General features: G+C 41.1%; 22 protein-coding genes. 9 read left to right on the top strand and 13 right to left on the bottom strand.

The genetic code is table 11. The features are described 5' to 3' along the window. Positions 1-3 precede the first annotated feature (3 nt). The 6 genes from HC643_RS05355 to HC643_RS05330 form a co-directional block, all read right to left on the bottom strand. A complete protein-coding gene (locus tag HC643_RS05355; RefSeq protein WP_038089010.1) occupies positions 4-693 on the bottom strand; it encodes a CAP domain-containing protein in 690 nt (229 codons plus the stop codon). Positions 694-772: 79 nt separating this feature from the next. Beyond that, positions 773-1,486 (bottom strand): CAP domain-containing protein, encoded by a 714-nt coding sequence (locus HC643_RS05350; protein WP_038089013.1) that lies wholly within the window; start codon positions 1,484-1,486, stop codon positions 773-775. Positions 1,487-1,733: 247 nt separating this feature from the next. After that, the gene (locus HC643_RS05345) at positions 1,734-2,504 is read right to left on the bottom strand and encodes a DsbA family protein (protein ID WP_038089015.1); all 771 of its coding nucleotides are present in this window, start codon (positions 2,502-2,504) and stop codon (positions 1,734-1,736) included. 403 nt (positions 2,505-2,907) lie between these two features. Further along, positions 2,908-3,171, bottom strand: coding sequence for a DUF6464 family protein (locus HC643_RS05340; protein WP_237266060.1), 264 nt, complete (start codon positions 3,169-3,171; stop codon positions 2,908-2,910). Between the two features lie 392 nt (positions 3,172-3,563). Further along, the gene (locus tag HC643_RS05335; RefSeq protein WP_038089018.1) at positions 3,564-4,136 is read right to left on the bottom strand and encodes a hypothetical protein; all 573 of its coding nucleotides are present in this window, start codon (positions 4,134-4,136) and stop codon (positions 3,564-3,566) included. Between the two features lie 143 nt (positions 4,137-4,279). Further along, a complete protein-coding gene (locus HC643_RS05330; RefSeq protein ID WP_038089022.1) occupies positions 4,280-5,641 on the bottom strand; it encodes a helix-hairpin-helix domain-containing protein in 1,362 nt (453 codons plus the stop codon). Positions 5,642-5,910: 269 nt separating this feature from the next. Between HC643_RS05330 and gatA the strand changes: the two genes are divergently transcribed. Then, positions 5,911-7,365, top strand: a complete 1,455-nt coding sequence (gene gatA / locus HC643_RS05325; protein WP_038089092.1) for an Asp-tRNA(Asn)/Glu-tRNA(Gln) amidotransferase subunit GatA — start codon at positions 5,911-5,913, stop codon at positions 7,363-7,365. A 53-nt stretch (positions 7,366-7,418) separates the two neighbouring features. On the opposite strand, the gene HC643_RS05320 is transcribed toward gatA, so the two are convergent. After that, positions 7,419-8,348, bottom strand: coding sequence for a helix-turn-helix domain-containing protein (locus HC643_RS05320; protein WP_050046462.1), 930 nt, complete (start codon positions 8,346-8,348; stop codon positions 7,419-7,421). Between the two features lie 180 nt (positions 8,349-8,528). On the opposite strand from HC643_RS05320, the gene HC643_RS05315 reads away from it, so the two are divergent. Together HC643_RS05315 and HC643_RS05310 are read left to right on the top strand one after the other, a co-directional pair. Then, positions 8,529-9,431: an alpha/beta hydrolase gene (locus tag HC643_RS05315; protein ID WP_038089024.1), complete on the top strand. Its 903-nt coding sequence runs from the start codon at positions 8,529-8,531 to the stop codon at positions 9,429-9,431. A gap of 401 nt (positions 9,432-9,832) precedes the next feature. Beyond that, the gene (locus HC643_RS05310; protein WP_038089027.1) at positions 9,833-10,921 is read left to right on the top strand and encodes a helix-turn-helix domain-containing protein; all 1,089 of its coding nucleotides are present in this window, start codon (positions 9,833-9,835) and stop codon (positions 10,919-10,921) included. A gap of 155 nt (positions 10,922-11,076) precedes the next feature. Here the strand turns inward: HC643_RS05310 and HC643_RS05305 are convergent, their stop codons facing one another. After that, entirely contained in the window at positions 11,077-11,277 is a 201-nt protein-coding gene (locus HC643_RS05305) for a hypothetical protein (protein ID WP_072040802.1), read from the bottom strand. Between the two features lie 414 nt (positions 11,278-11,691). On the opposite strand from HC643_RS05305, the gene HC643_RS05300 reads away from it, so the two are divergent. From HC643_RS05300 to rppB, 4 genes are all read left to right on the top strand, one after another. Beyond that, positions 11,692-13,620 carry an alpha-amylase family glycosyl hydrolase gene (locus tag HC643_RS05300; protein ID WP_038089094.1) on the top strand — a complete coding sequence of 643 codons (1,929 nt, stop codon included), beginning with the start codon at positions 11,692-11,694 and terminating at the stop codon, positions 13,618-13,620. A gap of 1,327 nt (positions 13,621-14,947) precedes the next feature. Then, positions 14,948-15,460: a hypothetical protein gene (locus HC643_RS05295; protein WP_038089030.1), complete on the top strand. Its 513-nt coding sequence runs from the start codon at positions 14,948-14,950 to the stop codon at positions 15,458-15,460. A gap of 63 nt (positions 15,461-15,523) precedes the next feature. Next, a complete protein-coding gene (gene rppA / locus HC643_RS05290) occupies positions 15,524-16,228 on the top strand; it encodes a two-component system response regulator RppA (RefSeq protein ID WP_038089032.1) in 705 nt (234 codons plus the stop codon). Further along, the gene (rppB, locus tag HC643_RS05285) at positions 16,215-17,516 is read left to right on the top strand and encodes a two-component system sensor histidine kinase RppB (protein ID WP_038089036.1); all 1,302 of its coding nucleotides are present in this window, start codon (positions 16,215-16,217) and stop codon (positions 17,514-17,516) included. The genes rppA and rppB overlap by 14 nt, the downstream gene beginning before the upstream one ends. A gap of 47 nt (positions 17,517-17,563) precedes the next feature. On the opposite strand, the gene HC643_RS05280 is transcribed toward rppB, so the two are convergent. After that, positions 17,564-18,184: a hypothetical protein gene (locus tag HC643_RS05280; protein ID WP_038089039.1), complete on the bottom strand. Its 621-nt coding sequence runs from the start codon at positions 18,182-18,184 to the stop codon at positions 17,564-17,566. Between the two features lie 161 nt (positions 18,185-18,345). On the opposite strand from HC643_RS05280, the gene HC643_RS05275 reads away from it, so the two are divergent. Then, positions 18,346-19,269, top strand: a complete 924-nt coding sequence (locus HC643_RS05275) for an ankyrin repeat domain-containing protein (protein WP_038089042.1) — start codon at positions 18,346-18,348, stop codon at positions 19,267-19,269. A gap of 234 nt (positions 19,270-19,503) precedes the next feature. Here the strand turns inward: HC643_RS05275 and HC643_RS05270 are convergent, their stop codons facing one another. Next, positions 19,504-19,680 (bottom strand): hypothetical protein, encoded by a 177-nt coding sequence (locus HC643_RS05270; RefSeq protein ID WP_153021533.1) that lies wholly within the window; start codon positions 19,678-19,680, stop codon positions 19,504-19,506. Positions 19,681-19,969: 289 nt separating this feature from the next. On the opposite strand from HC643_RS05270, the gene HC643_RS05265 reads away from it, so the two are divergent. Beyond that, positions 19,970-21,064: a glycoside hydrolase family 3 N-terminal domain-containing protein gene (locus HC643_RS05265; protein ID WP_038089097.1), complete on the top strand. Its 1,095-nt coding sequence runs from the start codon at positions 19,970-19,972 to the stop codon at positions 21,062-21,064. 189 nt (positions 21,065-21,253) lie between these two features. On the opposite strand, the gene HC643_RS05260 is transcribed toward HC643_RS05265, so the two are convergent. The 3 genes from HC643_RS05260 to HC643_RS05250 all read right to left on the bottom strand — a co-directional run bounded on the left by HC643_RS05260 (position 21,254) and on the right by HC643_RS05250 (position 24,383). Next, complete coding sequence (locus HC643_RS05260; protein WP_162002272.1) at positions 21,254-21,889, bottom strand: antibiotic biosynthesis monooxygenase family protein; 636 nt, start codon at positions 21,887-21,889, stop codon at positions 21,254-21,256. A gap of 105 nt (positions 21,890-21,994) precedes the next feature. Further along, the gene (locus tag HC643_RS05255; protein ID WP_082051822.1) at positions 21,995-22,894 is read right to left on the bottom strand and encodes an AraC family transcriptional regulator; all 900 of its coding nucleotides are present in this window, start codon (positions 22,892-22,894) and stop codon (positions 21,995-21,997) included. Between the two features lie 121 nt (positions 22,895-23,015). Next, positions 23,016-24,383: a cytochrome P450 gene (locus HC643_RS05250; protein ID WP_038105970.1), complete on the bottom strand. Its 1,368-nt coding sequence runs from the start codon at positions 24,381-24,383 to the stop codon at positions 23,016-23,018. Between the last annotated feature and the right edge of the window lie 170 nt (positions 24,384-24,553).

Here is a 24,553-nt window from a genome sequence, read left to right as displayed (position 1 = left end):
CCATTAGCCCTTAAACTCTTTATATCCACCCGCATAAGTAATGACACACATTTGCCTGTAAAAAGAGTGAATTCCAAAGGCAACACCTGCGACCTTAAAAGCAGGGTTAAACATATTAATTCTATGACCTCGATCGGGGACTCCATCATCGATAATTAACTGCATCACAATGTCTTGTGCTGTATGGGAGCCGTAGCTAATATTTTCCCCCGCAGTTAATTGCCATTTTCCATAACGATTGAGGCGAGTAAAGGGATCGCTCTTGTCACTGCCTTTATGACCAACGATCCCTAACGCTCCTTGGTCTTTGACATGATCTCTTGCAGCTAATGACATTCCTTTGGATATGCGAAGAGACCCTACAGGACGAACTGATTTGAGAAAGGCAATGGCTTCATCGACTGGTTTTACCCCTTCTTGTGTTTGCAAGTAAACACGACTCGAAAGCCTGACGCGATCGCCTTCAAAACGCTGTCTGTAATTTTCTAACACAGCAGCATAAGCAGTGGGATTGGTTCTCGCTTTATTCATCTCCACAATCACTTGTTGTTCGAGACGCGAAAGACTCCCAGGACGTGAATTAGAATCCTCTTGAGGAATTTTAGGTTCCTCAGGTTCGTATTGAGACAGGAAATCACAGGATGTAGCAAACAGGGCAATCGGTGTTAGTATCCAGAGCGGCGTCCAACGCATAACAAGCAAAATAATTCGTAATTCACATGACTAACTTAATAATTACGAATTACGAATTATGAATTACGAATTTCTCAATTTATTTTTCTTTGTATCCACCAGCGTAAGTGATCACGCACATGGTTCTGTATTTAGTATGTGTTCCATAAGCAACACCAGCGACGCTAAAGTTGGGATTAAAGAGGTTTTTTCTATGACCGCGATCTGGAACTCCATCGTCAATGATGAGCTGCATAACAATGTCCGTAGCCGTGTTGGGACCGTAACTGATATTTTCTCCTGCGGTAGAGATCCAGTTACCATAGCGATTTATCCGAAGTGATGGATTGCTACCATCCGTTCCCTTGTGACCTGTATGACCTTTTGGTCCTGAATCTTGAACGTGGTCTCTTGCGCCTAAAGACATACCTTTAGATATTGTCAGAGGGTTCAATGGACGAGCCGTTCTTAAAAAAGCCAAAGCTTCATCAACGGCTGGTGCTCCTTCCTGAGTTAGCAAGATAACGCGATCGGAAAGTTTGACTTTTTTCCCTTGAAAACGCTGTCTGTAGCTTTCCATGATGGGAATATAGGCTTGCGGATTCATCCGCACTCTGTTCATTTCGGCGACAACCTGCTGTTCCAATGTTGATAAATAACCGGAACGTGCTGCAACAACAGAATTATCTTCTCTAATAACTGTGGAATTTAAGTTTTTTGGCTTAGCTACTGATGGATCGAACGTAATGAATGGAAACCCGCAGCTAGCTATCAGGGCAATAGGGAAAAACACACCTAAACTATTGCGACGCATTAATTACCTCACGACTACTGTTCTACGAGTTAATTGGGTTGAATGGATGCACCATGTTTTGCTCAAGTAAATAAGATTTGGTTAGTAGAGCACTTTAACAAAACTTGCAACCTGCAACCTTTGTAACCTTTGTAACAACACACCGTAAACAGTGAACCCACTTAAAATAAGGTTTATGGGTGAATACTGAATGTTCCAGAAAATACTCTATGTATATAAGAGCACGAAATATTATACGATAATCTACTCAGCTTTTGCGAACGCGAGTTAATAGAGCTTCTATTTCACCAAGCTGTATGGCACCAGATAAAACCTCTCCATTCATGATGAAGAAGGGAGTACCGGAAAGCCCCAAAGTCTGGGCAAGCTGACTATCTTTTTCAATAGCAGCAGTGGCGAGAACGCGATCGCTTTTAAATTTGTCCAGATCGAGATTGAGCTTGTTTGCAGTATCTAAGTAGAATTGTTCGCCTAGTTGCTTTTGATTGGTAAACAGAGCATCCTGATACTCCCAGAATTTGCCTTGTTGCTGTGCAGCCCAGGCGGCTGTTGCAGCTGGTACAGCTTGAGGATGAATGTTTGTGAGAGGGAAATGTTTGTATACAAGGGTGACTTCATCCTGGTGCTCTACCATAAACTTCTTCAAAGTTTTGTATGCTTGAGCACAGTACGGGCATTCAAAATCAGAAAATTCAACCAACAAAATTTTTAAATCTTTAGATCCCGTGGTGGGAGATTGACCAATAACCGATAAGGGATCGGTTTTCATTTGTTGCACAAAGGTTTGCTGTGCTTGCTGGATTTGAGAGCGCTGTTTTTGTTGGTATGCTTGTACTGACTCGACAATCGCTTCTGGGTGCTCGCGGAGGATTTGCAACACTTGTTGTTCGAGTTGTGGATTTATGCGGGCTGCTTGCGCTGGAAGTGACCAACTCATGACCAGACCAATAAATCCAACCACTGCAAAGCTACGTAGCCATAACAGTAGTTTTCCGACCAAATAGGAGAATGCATACATACCAAATATTTTTTGTATGTAGGTTAAACGGTCTTCACATTCTCTTAGTATTGACTGATAAGGGGCAGAAAATCTAGGTATAAAGATTGAATTATCTTATACTTATCCGCACAATAGATAACGAAGTCTAGTTTTACACATTAAAACTCTACGGAGAAAAAAGGCATCCCTAGAGGTTAAAAGCTTGATGTTACTAGCATGCAGCCCCTAGAGATGGGTCTACACATAGGAGTAAATTATAATTTATATTTAGTTTTGTAACGAAGCCAAAATAGTATTTTCAGGTACTTGACAGCAGACGTTTTTTTTATCAATTTTTGATGGCAGTCAACAGCAAGGGAAAAATGCAACTTTTACCCTTTTCCTTTTGTCCTCAATATGGATGACATTGTTCGTTCAAGATTTATTGATAATCTCTTTCAACAACTGATTCATTTGATTGATAGTAACGGCAACCCTCACACGGTCCTTCAGGATTTACAGCACAACGGATATAACCAGAACGGGCATTATAGCAACAACTAATATCACCAATCAGGTAACCGACTCCTTCTAAGTAGTAGCGATCGCTCGGCTCAGATGTATTATTTTGCTCTATGCGTCTTCTTGAAGAAGCCATAGGGACTCGTGTGAACTGCAAGCGTGTTCTAGCCTGAGATTTACGCATCAACCACAGGGAGATCAGGGACGGTAAAAAACCAATGGCAATCACTAAAAGTGTTTTCACTTCAACACCTTCTTTTTAGATCTGTTAGTTGCCACATCACTTTTTCATGCGTTGGCAATCTCTAGTAGAGATGCAAGACTGAGTTGTCATCTGCTACTTAACTCAGCATAACTGCTACAACTTAAACTGTGGGTTATTACCAAAAATTTACCACTTAAGGTTTCTACGCCGAGCCACTAACCTGTGGCGCAGACAACTTGCACATTCTAAGACTTTGAGAAAATAAGGCAAACCCTCCCCCGCTCTCTTCCTGGAGCGACAAGAGAAAATGAAATACCTTATAATTTTATTCTTTAGCTTGCAAAAGGGCTGCTTATAGCATAAATGTACTATCAATACCGATGAGAAGCTCGTACATTTTCTATTAATAAATTTTTTTTATAGCTAAGCCGCCAATACTCAAGTTTATCTATAGACACTGCCTTGGTCATAACGTTCACACCGTTACCCCGCCAAGCCACCTCTGGATCTGTTGTAAAAACGCCGCACTCTAATTGCTCTAGATTAATATTCCAATATTCGCTAAATCTACTTTTTAAAGTTATAACCTGCTCAAAAACTTTATTTCTATGCTTGTTTCTTCTTTTTCTTTCTGTTGCTCCTGTTGCAGCAGTGTCAATAAATTTAGTTTCAATTATAAAGATTTTTTCGGATGATGTAAGATAAACAAAATCACATTTTCCTAAATCTGTATAATCTGCAATTGGTGATTTTTCAAATAATAACAATTCAGAACATAAAGGAAATATCTGTTGAATATTTAAAAACAAATAGGCTTGTAGTAAAAGTTCTTTATCATATGGAAATCCGACAACACCCTCAAAAAATCGTTTGATATCTTCTTGAGGCTGAGGTTGAATTTTTTTGCAATATAAAACAAATTTGTGAATTTCATCTGCGGTCATCTAACCTTAGCTCCTTCCTCCTTCTACACATACCCTCCCTGGCATAAAAATATACCATTATTTTTAGGAAAGCATCATCCGCAGAAGTAATGAAAAAAACTAATAAGCTTCTATAAAACCTCCGTTAATTTACTGACTTAGGCTTACTTATCTGCTTGCTGTAAATTCTGTACGTAAGCAGTAAATCGAGCATTTTGAAGAGAATGAACGGCAATTCTAGAATCTTGTACCCAAAATTGACGCCCCAGACGTACATAATAACGAGAATTTTCACTTTGTATAATTCCGACGACTGGGACTTTTGATTTTTCTTTGTCCCCTAGTTGTGCATTTATCAAAATGCCTCTCAGGCGATCTTGCTCCTCAATACTTGTTGCTTGGAAAGGTGATAATTCTACCATCACCATCTGTACTGTTTCCACTGGTTCAGCATCTTCTACAATCAATTGAGCTTGATCGTCTCGTCGGTCTAATTTTCCCCAGATAATTAATCTAACATCGACTGCCAGTAATGAATTAATTTTTTCGTAAATCTTAGGAAATACTACAGCTTCTGACTGTGCTGTTAAATCTTCTATCTGCAAAATTGCCATTGGGTCGCCTTTTTTTGTCATGACTTTTTTCACGCCATTAAGCATGACAATAGCGGTAATTGTAGAGTCTTCTTTTTGTTCTCCAAGTTGTGAAAGGTTAATTGGAGATAAAACTCTGGCTGCTTGACGTACAGCTTTTAAAGGATGGTCTGATACATAAAAACCTAAAAGTTCTTTTTCCATCCGCAATTTTTCTTGAGGGGGAAAATCAAGAACGGGTTTTGCTTTGGGTGCTGATTCAAAACCGTTGGGAATTTTGTTGGTACTTGTGGTAGAAAATCCACTCCCTAATAAATCGAAAAGATTTCCCTGTCCGCTTGCTCTATCTCTAGCACGGGATTGCGCCCAATCATAAATAAGTTCAAGATCGTGAACTAGCTGGTTGCGGTTGGAGTCCATTTTGTCAAAAGCTCCACAAGAAATCAGCGCTTCTAAGGTACGTCGGTTAACAGCACGCAAATCGACGCGATCGCAAAAATTAGCTAAAGATTTAAACTCGCCTTCCTTTTCTCTTGCTTCCAAAATACACGCTATTGCGTTTTGTCCCACATTGCGAACAGCTGACAATCCAAATAAAATCTTTCCTCCTGAAGGGGTAAAATCTACACCCGAACGATTGATATCTGGGGGTTCTATTTGAATCCCCATACTCATGCAAGTGGCGATATATTTCTGCACTTTATCTGTATCATCACTGTTAGCTGTTAACAGTGCTGCCATATATTCCAAAGGATAATTGGCTTTCAGGTATGCAGTTTGATATGTCACATAACCGTATGCTGTTGAGTGAGATTTATTGAAACAGTTGGATGCGACTGAACCATTTTTGATAACAAAATTATGGTCGCGTTCAACCCCAATGTCGTATACAGTTTGTTTACCTATAGATTTACGTGTAAGAATTTTAACCATATTTTTATAAAGGGAGTAGAGAGTAGCTGCTACCTCGTTCCCAAGCAGAGCCGGGAAATTCCTTTGAGTGAAGGCTCCGCCTCCTGTTGTCAGCTAGAAGCTGTTAAGTAGCAGCTCGCTCAGAGTTTGGGAACGGGAGAATGAAGTCTATATAATAATGTAGATGAAATCACACCCAGCAGAACGATCTCGCACAACTCAATCAACTCGGTGTGCAGAAAGCCCGATCGTGTATTAAAATCAAGAACTTGAGTGAGAAAGGAGCAATCATGGCATTCATCCGCGAGTTGCATACACAGTTAGTAAAAAAAGAACGTTCTGCGGTTGAAATTACTCAAGAGGCTTTAGACCGCATTCAGGCGGTGGAGCCAAAATTGCACAGTTTTTTGTGCGTGACTGCAGAACTTGCGATCTCGCAAGCGCGGAAAGTAGATGCTAAAATCGCAGCCGGAGAAAACATTGGCATTCTTGCTGGAATTCCCATTGGTATTAAGGACAATATGTGTACCAAGGGTATTCCTACTACTTGCGCCTCCCGAATTTTGGAAAACTTTGTTCCGCCCTACGAGTCAACGGTGACGCAAAAACTGGTAGATGCGGATGCAGTTATGGTAGGAAAAACCAATTTAGATGAGTTTGCCATGGGCGGTTCTACAGAAACTTCTGCCTTCAAACTCACTGCGAATCCTTGGGATTTGTCACGAGTTCCGGGAGGGTCTTCAGGGGGTTCGGCGGCTGCAGTTGCTGCTGAAGAATGTGTTGTGTCTCTGGGTTCTGATACGGGTGGTTCTATCAGACAACCCGCTTCCTTCTGTGGTGTTGTTGGGATGAAACCAACCTATGGGTTAGTTTCTCGTTATGGACTGGTGGCTTTTGCTTCATCTTTAGATCAAATAGGACCCTTTGGACGCACGGTAGAAGATGCTGCAATATTATTGAATGCGATCGCGGGATACGATCCCAAAGACTCCACCAGTTTAAAAGTAGAGATCCCCGATTACACTGTCAACCTAAAACCAGAACTGCCTAAAGGAAAGCTCAGAATTGGTGTTATCAAAGAAACCTTTGGTGAAGGATTAGATTCTGAGGTTGAACAAGCCGTTCGTAAAGCGCTAGAACAACTTCAAGCGTTGGGAGCAGAAATTCAAGAAATTTCTTGTCCTCGATTCCGAGATGGATTACCGAGTTACTATATTATTGCTCCATCAGAAGCATCAGCAAACTTAGCTCGTTACGATGGGGTGAAGTATGGATACCGTGCGGCTGACGCAGAAAATTTGCTGTCAATGTACACCCGGACTCGTGCAACTGGGTTTGGTGCGGAAGTGAAACGCCGGATTATGATTGGTACTTATGCCCTTTCTGCTGGTTATTACGACGCCTACTATCTCAAAGCGCAAAAAGTTCGCACTCTCATCAAACAAGATTTTGAAAAAGCTTTTGAAAAAGTAGACGTGTTGGTTTGTCCTACAGCACCCACGACTGCGTTTAAAGCAGGAGAAAAAACTGCCGATCCCTTAAGTATGTACTTGGTTGACTTGATGACTATTCCTGTCAATCTTGCAGGTTTACCAGGGATCAGTGTTCCCTGTGGTTTTGACACTCATGGATTACCAATTGGTTTGCAATTGATTGGAAACGTGCTGGGAGAAGATCGGCTCTTTCAAGTTGCCCATGCTTACGAGCAGTCAACCACTTGGCATCAGCAGAAACCAAAAATTTAGTAAGTGGTTAGTGGTTAGTGGTTTAAAGCAACAACTAAACAACCAACCACTAACTATTGACCATTAACAACTTCTGAGGTATACTTTACTTGCTTTACACTGCCCAAACTTCCTAATGGTGTTGGCTGTTGATTGTTTGTAGAAACCATCACTGCGCCAGCATTGCCAGAACGAATGACTAACTCTTTTTGTGCTGTCCAAGATTTTCGTTCTCCCTTGCTTAAGGTTCCCTCAAATTCTGTTTTGCCATCTACTTGGACTCGCAACCAAGACTCGTCTTGAAGTTCGATAGAAACTTCTACAGGTGAGGTGGCTCCTACTGAAGGGGAGATTGTGGGAGTAGGGGCGATCGCAGCATTTGGAGTCGCTGTTGGTGTTGGGCTAACGTTAGTTGTAGGTTTTGCGCCCGTTTGTGATGTTCTAGAAGTTGGAGCGATCGATACCCTTGATGTTGGGTTGGGAGAAGGTGTTTGCTGAGCGACTGGGAATACTTTGGGAGATGGATCTGAGACTACTTTTGAGGCTGTTGTCTTGTTTGAGGTAACTTGAGAAATTTTCTTTTGGCTGACAGATTCAGCAGATGGACGTGGAGGATTAAGTATATAAAAAAGTCCTAATGAGGCAGCTACTAATAGCAAAATATATGGTACTGCTAGGGGTATGTATATATTTGGTTTTTTATCTAACTCTCGATCGTCTTGGCTGGCTTCTGGAGGAGGAGAGCAAATACTCGCAAAGTCTTGTGCTATGGCTGTTCCATCCAATCCTATAGCATCACCATAATGGCGAACAAACCCTTGAACGTAGACAGGCTCGGGTAGTTCTTCAAATCTTCCCTCTTCTAAGGCTTGTAAAAAAACAGGGCGAATTCGCGTATAAGCTGCTAGTTCGTCTATACGTATTGCTCTTTCCTCTCTTACCTGCCGTAGATGTGCAACCACTTCCATGAGTTGCTCCTCTTGAGCCTTGCTTGACAGCTTCACCGTCTTCTCCTCTTTATTTGCTAATCTTAAAGCATTAATTAACCAATCCACTGAAAGAGTGATAGAAATTTGTACTATTTACTAATATTATAATAAATCATTTTTTCATAACGTATTCATAATTTTATTGAGATAAAGCTATTGAGTTTGACGAGTCATATTGTTTTTATAAATACTTCCATGATAATAAATAAGCTGCAACAACCAATACAATTGCTGTTCGTATTTACGCTCTTTGCTATAGTTATAGCTTACTGTGCTGTCTGCATATTACTTTTTCTACGGCAATCTCGGTTTATCTTTTTTCCCTCTTCGATCGTTGAAACAACACCAGAGTTTTTCAATCTCAATTATGAAGAAGTCTGGTTACCTGTCAGCGTTTCTTCTGGCAAAGTGCAACGCGTCCATGGTTGGTGGCTACCTTCTAGCCAACCTGACAGTAAAGTGCTGCTGTATTTTCATGGCAATAGTATCAACATTGGAGCCAACGTTGTTCGCGCACATCGGTTTCACCAACTTGGGTTTTCGGTCTTCCTGTTCGACTATCGCGGATACGGTTGCAGTGAAGGAAGCTTTCCGAGCGAGTTACGGATTTATCAAGATGCAGCCACAGCTTGGGAGTACTTAGTCAGTCAGCGCAAAATCTCACCCAACAAAATTTTTCTGTACGGTCATTCCTTGGGAGGTGCTGTAGCGATCGATCTAGCTGTTAAGCACCCAGAAGCCGCAGGCTTGATTGTAGAAGGTTCTTTTACCTCCATTCGCCAGATGATCGCACATCGGAACAATTTTTGGATGCTGCCAGTCAATTTAATTCTAAAACAGCGGTTTGATTCCATCGTGAAAGTGCCAAATTTAAAAATACCAGTTTTATTTATTCACGGCACTGCTGATGAGGTCGTTCCCGCCTTTATGAGCAAGACCCTGTATGAAGCTGCTCCCGCACCAAAGGACTTAGTTCTCATTCCAGGAGCAGAACATAACGATGTAGCAGAGGTTGCTCCTTCTGTTTATTGTGAAGCAGTGCAGTCTTTTGTCAAACACGTGCAGGATCGCAGTAGCTCGCAATTCGTATTGGAATAGGGTTGTCATGAAGGATGAAGGCTAAAGGATAAAGTCTTAAAAATTTAATTTTTCCGTCATTGAATTAAGTTACACACCATGGATAAATCTAGGGGCTAAGATTTATCCTCAATACATCTATTTTATACTCCGTGTTTTTCTTGATTGTATTAAGAAAAACAATTTACTGCGTAATTTTACAATTAATTCTTTCTTTGATTTTACCAAGTAGAAGAAATACGATCTCTCACCTTGCAAGACGTTTAAATAACCGTCTTATTCTTTTCAAATGTGGTTTTGACTGCATCCTTCCTGAGAGGTAGAAAAATGATACGTATCCATCCGGAGATGATAATAAACCGTAGAAGAAATTACATAAGTGAAACTTCGCATTGCTCAACTGCCGAAAGAGGCTTCCCACAATGGCTACCACATCCCTGTACTTATTACAATCTCCCGGTCATCCAGCTATAGAAATTTCTCAGGATGAATTGCGATCGCTCTTAGACGGAATAGAAACCGAATTACATCAAAGTAAAGTTTATCGTCGTGCTCTCGCTATGATGCAACAGTTGCTAGGTTCATCAGCCGAACAAGCACAAGCACTCTTTCAATCCATAGGTAGAGAAGCAATTGGTTTAGCTTTTCGCCAATTTGTGCAACACGCGCAAAAGGTAGAAGACGAAAATAACCAACCAGAAAACAACTATCAAACAGACAACAATAATATAGAAATTGTAGCGACTCTTTCTGAAGAAGCAGAGGTTGTTGATTTCACACCTTGCTTAACGGATGTTAGAGCACACGAAAAAGAGAGTGTTGAAACAAACATTCAAAATGATTTCCCCTCAAAACCAGAAGTTGTGCAAACCTTAGAAAACCAGCCAGCCAAGAAAAAACAAAACAGATGGTTTGGAAACAAAAAGCCAACAAAAGCTGAACTAGCCGAACAAAAAGCCCAACAACGTATAGAAAGCCTGCGTCAAGTTGGTCAAAAACTGCGGCAAGTAAGAGAGTTGCAAGGTCTTTCTCTGAACCAGCTTCACGTTTACACTCACGTACCTATCTATCAAATGGCTGCAATAGAAGAAGGTAACTGGGACGCATTGGCAGAAGATGTCTATGTTCGTGGCTTTATTCGTGTTATGGGTAATGCCTTGGGACTAGATGGAGCAAGTTTAGCTGCTTCTTTACCTGTTCCAGAACCCACAAAATTAGTGTTACCAACGTCTTATCAATCTCAACTTCAATCCAGTAACTTAGGATTTGGGATTAAACCAGTGCATCTTTATGTAGGCTATGCAGCCCTTGTTGCTGGTTCCTTGGGAGGATTGTCAATCATGTCTCAGCAAGCGAATGCAAACGCCAGCATGGATACAGGCGAAGTACCTGCATCCTCTTCTGTCAAGCAGTCCTTGAGAGACGAAAAACCAACTTCCAAACCCGGGTTACAGTCTAGCACGGCAGGAATCGCAGTTGGTTCCGATATTGCCCCACCAGAAGCACTGTAGATTTTGGATGCGTGGATGTTGAATGACCCACTACCCACTGTACGGCGGCGCAATGCCTTGCGCCCCTAAGAACCACTAACCATCCATATAGCAACTCCGCCTGAAGCTTTAAAATACAGACGGAGTTTTACAACACATTAAAAATTTTATTTGCTTTATTTTAAAAGCCTTGTTACCCTAACATCATATTCAGTACACTGTGGACGCTCGCTTCTAGCCTGAATGCGTGCCATAGCATTAGCTTTGAATTTTGATTCAGCGTCTATTTCGTAACGTGTTGTCTCGCTTTGAAAGGTACTGTGTAATTGGTCAAGACATTCTCTAGTATCGACTAATACTTCGTATGTGTGAACCATTTTAGGACCTCCAAATGCTCCGCAGAGCAAACTATGAGAATGTATTTAGTATATGAACTGAAAGAGGCTCCTGTTTGCGAACACATACAATTCTTTATTGAAAGCTACATAGTTAGTGAAAGTACACGTAACTTCATTAAATCAGTGACTTTACTATAGTCTTTAATTAAAATATGCAACTTTTATTGCAATTTAAAAACGTAGGTTGAGGAGCTACTCCCTTGCAGCGATCTGGAAACGAGGAGATCCCTACTCCCTATTATCAAAACAGCATTATACTGGTACTCCTAAAGATAGATAGTTAAACCCAAAGATAGATTAGATAATACTGTCAACACATACTCAATCAATGTTTTATAGATAACATTGTTTGCGGATATAGCTACCTGTAAATTTAGAGATCGGTTCTTCAAAATGGTAAACACCCCTCCCTCATTATTTTCCGAAGAGCAGTACAAAGTAGATGATGCTGGTGCAGAAGTCTCTGCCATTATTGAAACAACACCATCAGAGACAGAAATTGACCTGGAATTTCTGTTTACTAGGGATATTGAGTTTCGTCAGGAAACTCTTTACTTTATTGTCGTCGATCGCTTTTATGATGGTGATTTAGAAAATAGTACAGGTGCTAATGCAGAACTGTACGATCCTACCAAACAGGATTGGGGAAAATACTGGGGTGGTGACTTACAGGGTGTGATCGACAAATTAGATTATTTGAAAAACATGGGAGTGACTGCAATCTGGTTAACTCCTTTATTTGAGCAAGTAGAAGACTTATTTGTAGGCAATGCAGCCATGCATGGCTATTGGACAAGGGATTTTAAGCGGATAAATCCTCGATTTATTGCTACGGGGGAAGAACCGTCTTTAAACAAAACGCAGGAAACAAGAAATACAACATTTGACAAGTTGATTGAGGAACTGCACAAGCGTAAGATGAAGCTAGTGCTAGATATAGTTTGCAACCACAGTAGCCCCGATATCAGTGGTCGTAAAGGCGAACTATACGACGATGGAGTCAAAATTGCTGACTTTAACGATGATGAAGCTCACTGGTATCACCATTATGGTGAAGTACAAGATTGGGAAAATGAATGGCAAGTGCAAAACTGCGAACTTGCAGGTCTAGCAACCTTTAATGAAAACAATATCGAATACCGCAGCTATATCAAAGCAGCAATTAAACAATGGTTGGATCGGGGTGTTGATGCACTGCGAGTCGATACTGTCAAGCATATGCCCATCTGGTTTTGGCAAGAATTTACTGGTGATATGTACAATCACAAACCAGATGTGTTTATTTTTGGCGAGTGGATTTACAGCCATCCCCAAGACGATCGCTCTGTAGAGTTTGCCAACAACTCTGGAATGACTATTTTAGATTTTGGGCTGTGTGTCGCTATTAGGCAAGCTTTAGGTGAAAGTGCTGAAGCGGGATTTTATCTAATTAAAGACATTTTTGATTTAGATTATCGGTACAGCGGGGCGACAGAACTCATCACCTTCATTGACAATCACGATATGCCCCGCTTCCAATCGTTGAATTCCGATCCAGCGAGGTTAATGCTAGCAACTGTCCTCATTATGACCTCTCGCGGTATTCCCTGTATCTATTACGGTACGGAACAATATCTTCACGACGATACCAATGGCGGTAACGATCCCTACAACCGCCCGATGATGGATAAGTGGGATATAGATACGGAAATATATCGTTATATCAGGTTACTATCTGGTTTGCGGCGACTCAATCCTGCTTTATCAATGGGTAGCCAGTGGGAAAAATACATCACCCCTGATATTTACTGTTATGTACGCCGCTATCGTGACTCAGTGTGCTTTGTTGCACTCAATAGAGGTGGTTCTACGACCATACCAGAAGTTGCTACAGACTTACCTGATGGAGAACATACCTGTGTCATGACTCGCAATAAGTATGAAGTTAAAGATGGTAAAATTTATGACCTACAACTAGAAGAACACGGTGTAATTGTACTCAGCCGTGTTGGAGAGCGAGTCAAAGGGCAAACTATTGTACGCGCACAGCTTAACGGAGTGCGTACTCAACTAGGTGAAAGAATCGTAGTCATTGGTGACTGTCCGGAATTGGGCAATTGGGATATCGCCAAAGCATATCCTTTGGAATACATAAACGAAAACACGTGGTTTGCCGAAATTCCCTTTAATGAAAGCGCTGGTAAGCTCATCAGCTATAAATACGCGATGTTGAGAGAAGGAACTTCCCCCCTTCGAGAAAATCTCATGACTCGCCGTTGGGTTATTGCCAAAGAAGGTACTGTTAAGTGGCGCGATACTTGGGCTTCAGGACGAGAATCTTAAGTCTAAGTTTTACCGAAGAAAGGCAGAGGGCAAAAGGACTTTGAGAGTATTTCCCCCCTTTTTTAGCTACGGTGGTGTACAGATCTCTAGAAAAGAGATGAAACATAGTGAAAAGGGAGAATTGGAATTCAGTTCCCCCCTTTTTTAAGGGGGGTTAGGGGGGATCGAAACCGCAATGAATGCACTATTGAAGAAAGGACTTTGAGAGTATTTCCCCCCTTTTTAAGGCTTACGGTGGTGTACACAAGTCGAGTTGGGAATCAAATGGACGGAAAAGAACGGAAAATGATTTTTTGAAATCCTTGATTTTCGTTCAACCTCTATCAATATACTGGCACTATTGAGAATCAGGAGGCTCAACTCAAAATCTTACCTACTAAGGTTTTTATCCCACATTCCGCACAGATTAAAGCGGATTTAATAATTATGAATTTTAAAAATAAAAGCTTGTAATGATTGACTAGTAATTATTACAGACTTTTTTGGTATAAAATAATCGAGTTAGGTAGCTATGTGGAAAAAACGATGAATGAGCCAATAGAAGCAATAAAAGTCCTAAATATAGACCATTTAGGAATAATAGCTGAATGATTAAGTAAAATTCCTGAACATTGGACAATCTTAAAACTAGGAAGGTTGTGTGATGTCACAAAATTGACTGGATTTGAATATACAAAAAATTGAACTTTAAAATGTATTACTCTTACTTACAAGGGTACCAATACACTATCGGACTTCATTAGACATCCAACAGGTAAAATTTTTTCTAAAATTCGAGAAGTTGGGGAACAGCAAACAGTCAGAATAGCACTTGACAGTCTACAGGTGAAGGCAGAATGTTCGCGCTGCTGACCCGATAGGTTCATTCTTCAAGACAAGTGATGTACTTGGACTTTGCGGACTTGTAGAAAAAATATACACCATTCTACATATTCCAGATAAAAGCGATCGCGGTGAAACAAGAATCGCAACCCAAAACCCCCAGTACTCGCCACTGTAGGTTTTGCTTTGGTTGCGTCATCCCGACCAATTGCCGTATTCGGGTCAGGGAGGAGCGATAGGTACTAAAAACACAGCAAATCACTTTTCAAACAACCTCGTAGATCGTGTTGTTTAATTTCATCTTAATTTCATTTCTCTTTGTAAAACTGATAGTAGGTTGTGTCAGAGTCTCATTTAATTGTAGGAAGGGATGTATTCTAGTGGGAAATGCTTGCTAGATTTTTGTTTGCTATTGCTCAAATTATATAAGACTACATGGGGAAAACATAAGTATTTTAGAAAGCTTATAACTATTATTTTTTCAAATTCAACAAGGAAGTCTGTAATGAAATCATTAAAATCCAAACTTATTCTTCTAGGGCTTATAGGAATGTTATTTCTAGCAGCATGCAGCAATAGCAATCGCTCCACTGATTCAGAATCTTCTACAGCAAAAAGTCAGACTAGCACGACCTCAAACAACCAGCAATCCATTCCTACAGCCTCAGCTACAGCAGCCAAAAAAACAGAAGAGCAACATGGCAAATCTCATGGGGGAACAATTGTAGAAACAGGAGCTTATCACTTGGAATTTGTTCCTTTAAACGAAGCGAATGGAACACACTTAGATTTTTACCTGCAAAAAGGAGATAATCACGAAGCAATTACTAATGCCAAAGTAACAGCCTTAGTTCAGTTACCAGACGGGACGCAAAAGACAATTCCCCTCACCTATGATGCAAGTGGAAAACACTACGAAGGAATGCTTGCAGAAAAGGCAACGGGTCAATATCAAGTAAGAGTTACATCTAATATTGGTGGTAAAAAAGTAGATGGACGTTTTACATTTAATAAATAAGATGATAGTGGTTAGTGGTTAGTAGCCAACTAACCACTAACAACCAACAACTAATTAAAGAATATGAGACTTTTACTAGTAGAAGATGAACCAGATTTAGGCGCTGCGATGAAGCGAGTTCTCAACCAGGAAAAGTATGTTGTAGACTGGGTGATGGATGGTTCCGAAGCATGGGATTATCTCGAACGAGGTTGGACGCAATATACTCTCGCAATCTTTGACTGGTTGCTTCCTGGATTGTCGGGAATCGAGTTGTGCAAGCGGTTGCGGGCTAAAAAGAATTCTTTACCTGTGTTGATGCTAACTGCTAAAGACAGTATGGAAGACAAAGTCACCGGGCTGGATGCAGGTGCAGATGATTATTTGGTCAAGCCCTTTGGGATGGCAGAATTGTTAGCAAGATTGCGTGCTTTACAGCGACGTTCTCCTCAGTTTCAACCTCAACAATTACAGGTTGCTAACCTAACGTTAGATTATGGCGATCGTACTGTTTACTGTTCGACGGCAAATGGTAACAAAAAAGAAATTCTTTTAACTAATAAGGAATTTCAACTCTTAGAATATTTTATGAAGCATCCCAACCAAATTGTAACAACCGACCAAATTCGCAATCAGCTTTGGGAGGCGAATGCAGATACTATAAGTAATGTTGTTGCCGCACAAATACGTCTGCTGAGACGACAACTAGCACAAGTCGATAGTACCCATATCATTGAAACGGTTCATGGTAAGGGTTACCGTCTCAATACAACCGATGAACCAACATAAGCTTTTTACTCAAACTCGTTTGCGGCTGGCTGGCTGGTATGCTGTAGTTATGGGCTTCATACTGAGTTTGTGCGGCTTGGGGGTATACGAAGCCATCGTTCATGCTCACTGGGAAACTGTGAATCGGGAATTGGAAACTGTTGCTGGAACTTTACACGACAGTGTTGAAAATGAGTTGAAGCAACCAGAACGTCTCGAACCATCCGCCCGACAGCTTTTGCCAGAACCAGAACCAAAACGCCACATTCTGGGTGCGGTTCACCAAGGTAATTACTACGTCCGGTTGCTAGATCGTTCCGGACGGGTTGTTGCTACTGCTGGTTTTGAACCGGAAAAGTTACCTGTAACCCCTGGTGATATCGTCTGGAAAACTCTTACAGATGCAAGCGGAAATCGCTATCATCAGATTTCTCTAGAGCTGCATACCAGGGATCGTCAACCTTGGGGACATATGCAAATGGGGCGCAGTCTTCAAGATGTGGATCGCTACTTAGCTAATGTGAGGTTAGCTTTATTATTGGGATTGCCATTGGCGATGATTTTGGTAGGTGGTGCAAGCTGGTGGTTGTCTGAATTGGCAATGCTACCAATATACAAATCTTACAGGCAAGTAGAACAATTTACGGCGGATGCAGCTCACGAGTTACGAACACCTTTAGCTGCAACACAAGCAACGGTGGAGTCTGCGCTGTTAATGAGTGATTTGGATGACAAAGAAGCACGGGATATATTAACAACTGTACAGCGTCAAAATCAGCGTTTAACGGCTTTGGTGACCGATTTGCTTCTACTAGCTCGCATGGATAGACAAGCTGTGTCGGTAAAACGAGAGCGTTGTTGTCTTAATGACATTGTGGATGATTTAATTGAGGAGCTGGCAGCTTTGGCGATCGCATCTCAAATTCATTTGAAATCTGAAGTCCGAAAACAGCAAATTTTGCATGCAATCGGTAATGAGGAGCAAATTTATCGTTTGGTTTCTAATTTGATTGTGAATGGCATTCAATACACGCCAATTGGCGGTCAAGTTCAGGTTATTTTGGATAGTGATAGCTGTCATGCCATAATTCAAGTTCAAGATAGTGGAATAGGGATTGCACCTCACGAACACAAACGAATTTTTGACAGATTTTATCGAGTGAATAGCGATCGCTCTCGCAGCACGGGCGGTTCTGGATTGGGATTAGCGATCGCACAGGCGATCGTACAAGCACATAAAGGTAGCTTGAGCGTACAAAGTGAGTTGGGAAAAGGCAGTATTTTTACGGTTCAATTACCTTTAACTTAATTTTCACCTAATTCCCAAATAGTAAGTGAGCTTAGTTAACTTTCACTTTACAGATGGACTAAATGTAAATCCACAAGGGGAGTTGTTACTTGACCCGTCCAGAGTCCTTCTATTAACTTTGTATCTGTACTCACAGAACCGTACATTGTTACCATTGCCTTTAGATTGTTATACGTAAACCGGAACTGATAATTACCAAGCTTAAAAGGTTGAAAAATCCATTTACCACCTTCTCCGCTATCCATGCTAAGTCCAAGCCTTTCGCCCCAAATCCAAAAGATTTCTGCATTAGGAAAGAAGGCCACACTTTCTCCAGGTATGACAAAAGGAAAATCAGATTCTAAGGGCGCTCTGGGGCTAATACAGCCCCCTTCAAAGGAAATTGGACTATCTGGACTATCTACACTCACAATTTCCGGAAACAAGGTGAAATACAAGCTAAATCGAAGAGGAGTTGGGGTGTTATTAGTAATACGAATACCAATCTTTACAGAATATCTAGGGGAAAAATACCCAGGTGGTATTGGTAATAAAGGTTGTAATACGCACAGCAGTTTCTGCACCAAGGTTCTTTTTGGTACGTTGAACACTGGCTCCAGCACTATAGTTTCAAAACGGACGCCATCTACTTCAACAGCGTTGTTATCATTCAATATACTTGATGTCATATTGACTACCGTCTCAATAACTATATTTTCTGGCGCTATCTATCATAACTGCACATGACTCTATCCACCCAGTCCAAACCTTATATGGAAATATTACTTTTTGTTGAAAAATATTTTCATATATATAGTTTTTTAGTAATTTTTAAGTACTGAAATCAAATATGTTTTTTTTTGAATTAGTTGATAAGAAGATAAAAGAGTATATAAAAACAAAACAATGTATAGAAGATGAAGAAATATATTGTCAAGCTGTATTAGAAGTATTTAATAATTTAATGGAAACTAGTTGTTTAGATATAAATGAAAAAGATGAAGATGGAAAAACTATATTAATGTGCCTTGTTGAGGTTGGTAATATTGATTATGTTAAACTTTTGGTTGAAGCAGGCGCAGATGTTAATGCGGTAGATGGCGGTTACGACTTTGCTTTACAAATTGCTACTCGTATGGCTTGGCAAGAGGCTTTTGATTACTTAGCACCATTAACATCTCCCGAACTTCGGGAAATCTCAGAAAAATCATTACCGAAATGGTTTATTTATCATCAAAAAAAGAACAACTATGCTGTTGAAGCATTTGTTGATGATGCTTTCTTCGGGAATATTAATGTTGTTTCTAATGCAATTTCTCAAGGCATAGATGTAAATGCAATTAGCTCTAATGGTGAAGCAGCATTGCATAAAGCTATAAGAAATAATCAATTATCAGTTGTTCGTATTTTATTAGAAGCTGGTGCTAATCCTAATCTTAAAGAAGAGAGTATACAGGGATATACACCGCTAATGATTGCTTTAAATTCTGCGAAAATTAGCCATGAAATATTCCAAGCATTACTTGAAGCTGGAGCAGATATTAATAGCAGTTCTAGCCAAGGTGAAACTGTTTTAATGTTAGCAGTCTTTAAGTTAAATACAAAAGCTGTTCGGCAATTACTTGAACTTGGTGCTGACTTTAATGCAAAAGATGAAAATAACTTTACTGCTCTTGCAGTTGCAGAAGAATTAAGCAAACAAGGTTTTTGGGATGACACCAAGTTGTCAGAAATAATTCAACTTTTAGAAAGCTATGGAGCAATGGAAAATTAACTAAGGTAGTCGATATTATTGGTGAAACGACCGCTACCCATCCCACTCTACCAGCACCCCATCAACTACCAATGACCACTGCGGAAATTTCGCTACCAGCTTTTTAATCAAAATCAGCACTTGCAAGGTCATCCTTCCAGCATCAGATAGCTACGGTGGTGTACACAAGTCTTCTAAAGTGCATTCTTGCGGTTTCGATCCCCCCTAACCCCCCTTAAAAAGGGGGGAAATTTTTCAAGTCCCCCAATTTATCGGAGGTTTTAGGGAGATCTCTAAAAATGTGTGTACACCGTAGGCATCAGATAGGGGGTCTACGCACTTAGAAGGTGATGCATTTGTCAAAATAATAAGGTGTTGATTGACAGTATCACGAAACAGATTGCGGGCGCGATCGCCAAACTCACGAGCCACTGCGACAAGAAGGAAAGCTGAATTATTAATGATTGTAGTTTCGGATACATCACCAATTTTTTATCTTTGACTGATATCGATTAACTGTCTCCAGCAAACCACCTTTTGAGCTTCATCTCAGTTGATTCAGACACTGTTACAAAAGTACCAAAATGATTTAAGCGATTAAACTGAACTTAGATTCAGGCGAACTCACCTAAAAATTAAATTTACATAACTGAATTAAATTAGATTCTTGTGGGATGGGTATCCTTACCCGTCCTCATTTGTACAGTTGTTAGGAGGAAAAATGGCAGTCACACAAAAACTTCAACGTTTTGGAAATCATCTGATCGTTGGTATTTCTGGAACTACGCTCAATGATGATGATAAGCGGATACTGAATGAGTTAAAACCAGTTGGAGTTATTTTCTTTCAAAAGAACTTTCGTTACGATGCTCCTTATGAAGTGTGGTTGCAAAGCTTTAGTGAGTTGATAGACCAAATAAAGCAGTACAGCGATCGCGATTCAATGTTTCTCACCCTAGACCATGAAGGTGGTCGAGTCCATCGCACCCCACCACCCCTAACCCGATTTCCTCATGCCTTACTTTACAAATCTAAATCCCGTGAAATCGCAGCAGCCACAGGAGTAGAACTGAAATCTTTGGGAATTAATGTCTCTTGGTCTCCTGTCGCCGATATTTTTTCCAATTCCAACAACCCAGTTATTGGACCTCGCGCTTTTGGAGAAACTCCGCAAATGGCTGCTCAAGGTATTATTGATTACTACCTTGGTCTGCAAGACTCAGGAATTATTGGATGTGCCAAACATTTCCCAGGTCATGGCGACACCAGCACTGATTCTCACTTAGAGTTACCGACTCTCAATTTATCTATAGAGGAACTGCGAAATCGCGAACTGATCACCTTCAAAGCACTGATTGAAAAGCAAGTTCCCATTATGATGACTGCTCATATCTTGTTTTCCAAAATAGATCCAAATGTCCCAGCTACCCTATCAAAACCAATTCTGCACGGTATTCTTCGAGAGGAATTGGGTTTTGAGGGGGTAGTTGTGTCTGACGATTTGGATATGAAAGCTGTCTCAGATATGTATACTCAAAGTGGAACTGTGGGACAAACTTTTCATGCTGGCTGCGATCTATTAATCGTATCTCGCAACCTTCCTTCCTCATCCTCAGAACGAATCCACAAGATTGGGCGAGATTTTTCAGACTCTCTTGAGAGTGGTAGTCTCTCTGAATCGGTAGTTGAAGCAGCTCGAGTGAGAATTGAGAAACTACTCGCTGCAACTCCACAATACAAACCCTATTGTCTCGATCGCAATACACTTTTACAACACTCTGAACTTGCGATCGCTTGCTCGTTTCAATCCCATTAAACTCTCGCCTTTGGGCTGTATATGTTAGAATATGCCGACAATATGCAAAGGATTGCGTCGGTATCATATCTCCAAATTTCTGCGTCCTCAGCGTCTCTGCAGTTAAATAAATTATTTTTGAACTGCAGAGTACGCACTTGAGCGCAGAGGAAAAAGATCGGGAATGACTGCTGGAATTAAAAAATTAGTTCAAACCAATAAACTCTGCTTCGTTATCACAAACTCAACCTGGTAACAATGAGAAGTGACTTGCTCAATCCAATTTTCCGTTGCAAAAACTTGAGTGTTCTCATTGTGGTTGCTTCCTTGTGAGTAGCTAAAGCGAATCACGCGAATACCATCAAGGCTCCGAAACCAAACGGTTGAGCGATCGTCTGCTGAAGCGATCGCCGGATTGGAGTGTTGTCTCGCGTATTCGAGCAGGAGTTGCGGATCGTCTGGTGCTACCTGCAGTACGTCGATTTGAGCCATTAAACCATCGTGAGTTTGGATCGTAAAAGGCTGTGCTGTCATTAATGCCGTTTCGTAATAGCGCAAATCCATCCGAACACCAAGCTCTTGGTAGCTGGCAAAACTAGCAGCAATATCTGGATTATGGTGAATTGCCCTGCTTGCTTCCACACTTTCCCATTGCACAAGGTTCACTACTTTAGAGCCATCTAAACTGCGGTGGACAATCGCCCTGATAAATCCCGCCTGTTTGCAGATCGTAGTTTCTGCATCAAACTTAATGCGATTGACAAGTACGTTCTGTCTGAACGGTTCGACCGTAAATACATTAATAAAGGTAGCAACATCAGGATTGATTGTTAAGGGTGCCATCATTAGCGTTTTTCCCATTGAAATAGTGGAATACGCTGAGTGTAGCGATCGCCCCTCACCCAATGCTTGACAAGTTTTGCTTCCTCTGTGCAAATCTTGCTGCGATCGTTACCGCGACGCCCTAAACGTCTTTGGCGTCACGCCAGTGTACTGTTTGAAGAGGCGAGTAAAAGAACTGTGATTGTTGAAACCAAGTTCAAAGGTAATTTCTGTAATCGTTAGTTCCGTATTTAACAACAGCTGTTTTGCTCGGTCAATCCTGTATCGAGTCAAATATTGATGGGGAGTTACGCCCGTTGACTGCTTAAACAAACGACAGAAGTGATACTGGCTTAAGTTCAACACTCCCGCCATCTCTGACAAGGAAATATCCTGGTTGAGGCGATCGTGGACGTAGTCCGCGACTTTCTGCAATTGCTGCTCTGATAAACGACCTTCTGAATGAGAGGAAAACTGTGGTTGCCAAACCGAGTAATTCTTGAGGAAGTGAATAACTAACCCAGTTGCCAAAGATTCACCAAAGACTCTTCCTGCTGGATGTCCTGCTTCCACATCAGTCTTAAGAGCAAGCCCAACTTGCTGAACGAAGGGATCGACTAGACCAATCTGGGGAATCAGTTCAACCCGCCTGACTCGAACAGATTCATGGACGATTTGCTCAAAAAACTTGGGAAAAAAGCCAATTAAGGAAAAATTTCCTGCCTGTTGCCAATTAGATGAATACCGGACTTCAGCAGGAATGAAAAGCACTTCACCTGGCTGGCAGTAACGAGTGTACGCCCGACCATCAATCCGATGCTCTGACGCAATGGAATGCCCGCTCCCTGTAATTCCAATAATGTGTTGCGTACACTGAAATTCCGGGCTTTTATGAGCAGGGTGACCGTAGTGATTGAAAAACATTCCTCGCCATCCCGATCGCTCACTTGACAAGATAGGATGCTCGGATAACGCAGGATGAGGATATCTAGTCAAATCTACTAGCGGTAGCTCATTCACAGAAGCCATTATCAGGAAGCTATGCTGTTCACTCTAACAATTTAACGTAAAGATTGGACTTTGGACAAATGAGCAATCGCAAAACAGGAACAAAAAAGTCATCAAGAGCATAATACTTCAGTTCCAATGCCTAACTTCGCGGGCGTAAAGTCATGAAAATACCGTTGCGTGGTCGCAAAGTTATCATTGGTTGTGGAACCACAACATGACCGGGTACTAGCTCTAAACGATACCTTTGGGCAACGTCAGCGATCGCTAACTGGGCTTCCATTAAGGCAAAATTATTACCAATACAAGTCCGTGGTCCACCACCAAACGGAAAGTAAGCATATTGCGGACGACCAGCAGAAGCTAGAGGCGAAAACCGTTCTGGGTCAAAACCTTCGGGATTCTCCCAAAAATCTGGATGTCGATGAGTCACGTAAGAACTCAAAATAACCGTGGAATTGGCGGGAATATCATAGTCGTCAAATTTGTCTGAACCAATACTTTCGCGTCCGATTTCCCAAGCAGGTGGATACAACCGCATCGATTCGTTTAGCACCTGTTGAGTGTATTTTAAATTTTTTAAATCAAATAAAGTGGGAACACGTCCGCCAAGCACCTCGCTCAACTCGGCATACAAACGACGTTCCACTTCTGGATGCTTAGACAGCAAATACCAAGTCCAAGACAAAGCATTCGCGGTTGTTTCATGTCCGGCGAGGAAAATTGTCATGACCTCATCGCGAAGTTGTTTTTCGCTCATCGTCTCGCCAGTTTCTTCATCGCGAGCAAACACCAGCATCGATAGCAAGTCGCCAGTATCTTGACCAGACTGTCGCCGCTCGTTAATTAAGCCATAAACAACACTATCCAGAGTTTTGAGTGCTTGTTGGAAGCGAGCATTTTCTTCGGTAGGAAAGTTTTCTGGTAGAGCAAACAAAGAACTAATGCGATTGTTAGCGTGTCTGAGAACAATCGTGAGCGCTTGTCCGACATCGCTGGCTTCATCGCTAATATCAGTAGTAAATAGCGTGCAACAGACGATTGTTATGGTAAGGCGCATCATTTCATTAGTAATGTTAATTGGTTCACCACGTTCGGCAAAACCTTTCCACCGTTTCAGCATTGCTTGAATTGCATGTGTCATTGTTTCAGAAAAAGCACCAATCCGATCCCGGTGAAATGCAGGTTGCATTAACTTGCGCTCGCGCCGCCACAAATCATCTTCACTGGTCAGCAAACCTTGACCTAAAAAAGATTCTAGCCTACGATAACCAAAGCTTTTGCGGTAATTCTTATTGTTATCTTGAAGTACGTGCTTGATATGATTGGGATGGCTGGCTAAATACAAAACGCGAGTTCCTAACCTAAAGCGCACAACATCACCATACTCGCGTCTTAAATTCAGTAAAAAATTGAGCGAGTCTGTTTGAAAATTAGGTAAGCTTCCAATAATTGGCACATCTTGCGGACCAGGAGGGATATTTTGTAGACGTTCTTTTTGATAGGACATATTTTGCCTCCTGTTCTACTGTAATGACTTTCATAACACAGTAACGATAGCCAACGTTTTTAATTTTGTTATCTCTCCAAAGTGTTTCAGTCTATAGGGTGAGAAAATAAAGTATCGGATTTTACAAATGAATTTAATATTTAGCCTATTTAAAGGTAGTTAACATTCGA

It is taken from the genome of Tolypothrix bouteillei VB521301 (assembly GCF_000760695.4).
Lineage (GTDB): Bacteria > Cyanobacteriota > Cyanobacteriia > Cyanobacteriales > Nostocaceae > Scytonema > Scytonema bouteillei_A.
Note: the sequence above shows the minus strand (reverse complement) of the source record. Positions and strands in the feature narration are given on the sequence as shown.

Bases quoted from the DNA above. Each gene is read 5' to 3' on its own strand.
- HC643_RS05355 (WP_038089010.1), bottom strand. From the start codon at position 693: ATGCGTTGGACGCCGCTCTGGATACTAACACCGATTGCCCTGTTTGCT.
- HC643_RS05350 (WP_038089013.1), bottom strand. From the start codon at position 1,486: ATGCGTCGCAATAGTTTAGGTGTGTTTTTCCCTATTGCCCTGATAGCT.
- HC643_RS05345 (WP_038089015.1), bottom strand. From the start codon at position 2,504: ATGTATGCATTCTCCTATTTGGTCGGAAAACTACTGTTATGGCTACGT.
- HC643_RS05340 (WP_237266060.1), bottom strand. From the start codon at position 3,171: ATGCGTAAATCTCAGGCTAGAACACGCTTGCAGTTCACACGAGTCCCT.
- HC643_RS05335 (WP_038089018.1), bottom strand. From the start codon at position 4,136: ATGACCGCAGATGAAATTCACAAATTTGTTTTATATTGCAAAAAAATT.
- HC643_RS05330 (WP_038089022.1), bottom strand. From the start codon at position 5,641: ATGGTTAAAATTCTTACACGTAAATCTATAGGTAAACAAACTGTATAC.
- gatA (WP_038089092.1), top strand. From the start codon at position 5,911: ATGGCATTCATCCGCGAGTTGCATACACAGTTAGTAAAAAAAGAACGT.
- HC643_RS05315 (WP_038089024.1), top strand. From the start codon at position 8,529: ATGATAATAAATAAGCTGCAACAACCAATACAATTGCTGTTCGTATTT.
- HC643_RS05310 (WP_038089027.1), top strand. From the start codon at position 9,833: ATGGCTACCACATCCCTGTACTTATTACAATCTCCCGGTCATCCAGCT.
- HC643_RS05305 (WP_072040802.1), bottom strand. From the start codon at position 11,277: ATGGTTCACACATACGAAGTATTAGTCGATACTAGAGAATGTCTTGAC.
- HC643_RS05300 (WP_038089094.1), top strand. From the start codon at position 11,692: ATGGTAAACACCCCTCCCTCATTATTTTCCGAAGAGCAGTACAAAGTA.
- HC643_RS05295 (WP_038089030.1), top strand. From the start codon at position 14,948: ATGAAATCATTAAAATCCAAACTTATTCTTCTAGGGCTTATAGGAATG.
- rppA (WP_038089032.1), top strand. From the start codon at position 15,524: ATGAGACTTTTACTAGTAGAAGATGAACCAGATTTAGGCGCTGCGATG.
- rppB (WP_038089036.1), top strand. From the start codon at position 16,215: ATGAACCAACATAAGCTTTTTACTCAAACTCGTTTGCGGCTGGCTGGC.
- HC643_RS05280 (WP_038089039.1), bottom strand. From the start codon at position 18,184: ATGACATCAAGTATATTGAATGATAACAACGCTGTTGAAGTAGATGGC.
- HC643_RS05275 (WP_038089042.1), top strand. From the start codon at position 18,346: ATGTTTTTTTTTGAATTAGTTGATAAGAAGATAAAAGAGTATATAAAA.
- HC643_RS05265 (WP_038089097.1), top strand. From the start codon at position 19,970: ATGGCAGTCACACAAAAACTTCAACGTTTTGGAAATCATCTGATCGTT.
- HC643_RS05260 (WP_162002272.1), bottom strand. From the start codon at position 21,889: ATGATGGCACCCTTAACAATCAATCCTGATGTTGCTACCTTTATTAAT.
- HC643_RS05255 (WP_082051822.1), bottom strand. From the start codon at position 22,894: ATGGCTTCTGTGAATGAGCTACCGCTAGTAGATTTGACTAGATATCCT.
- HC643_RS05250 (WP_038105970.1), bottom strand. From the start codon at position 24,383: ATGTCCTATCAAAAAGAACGTCTACAAAATATCCCTCCTGGTCCGCAA.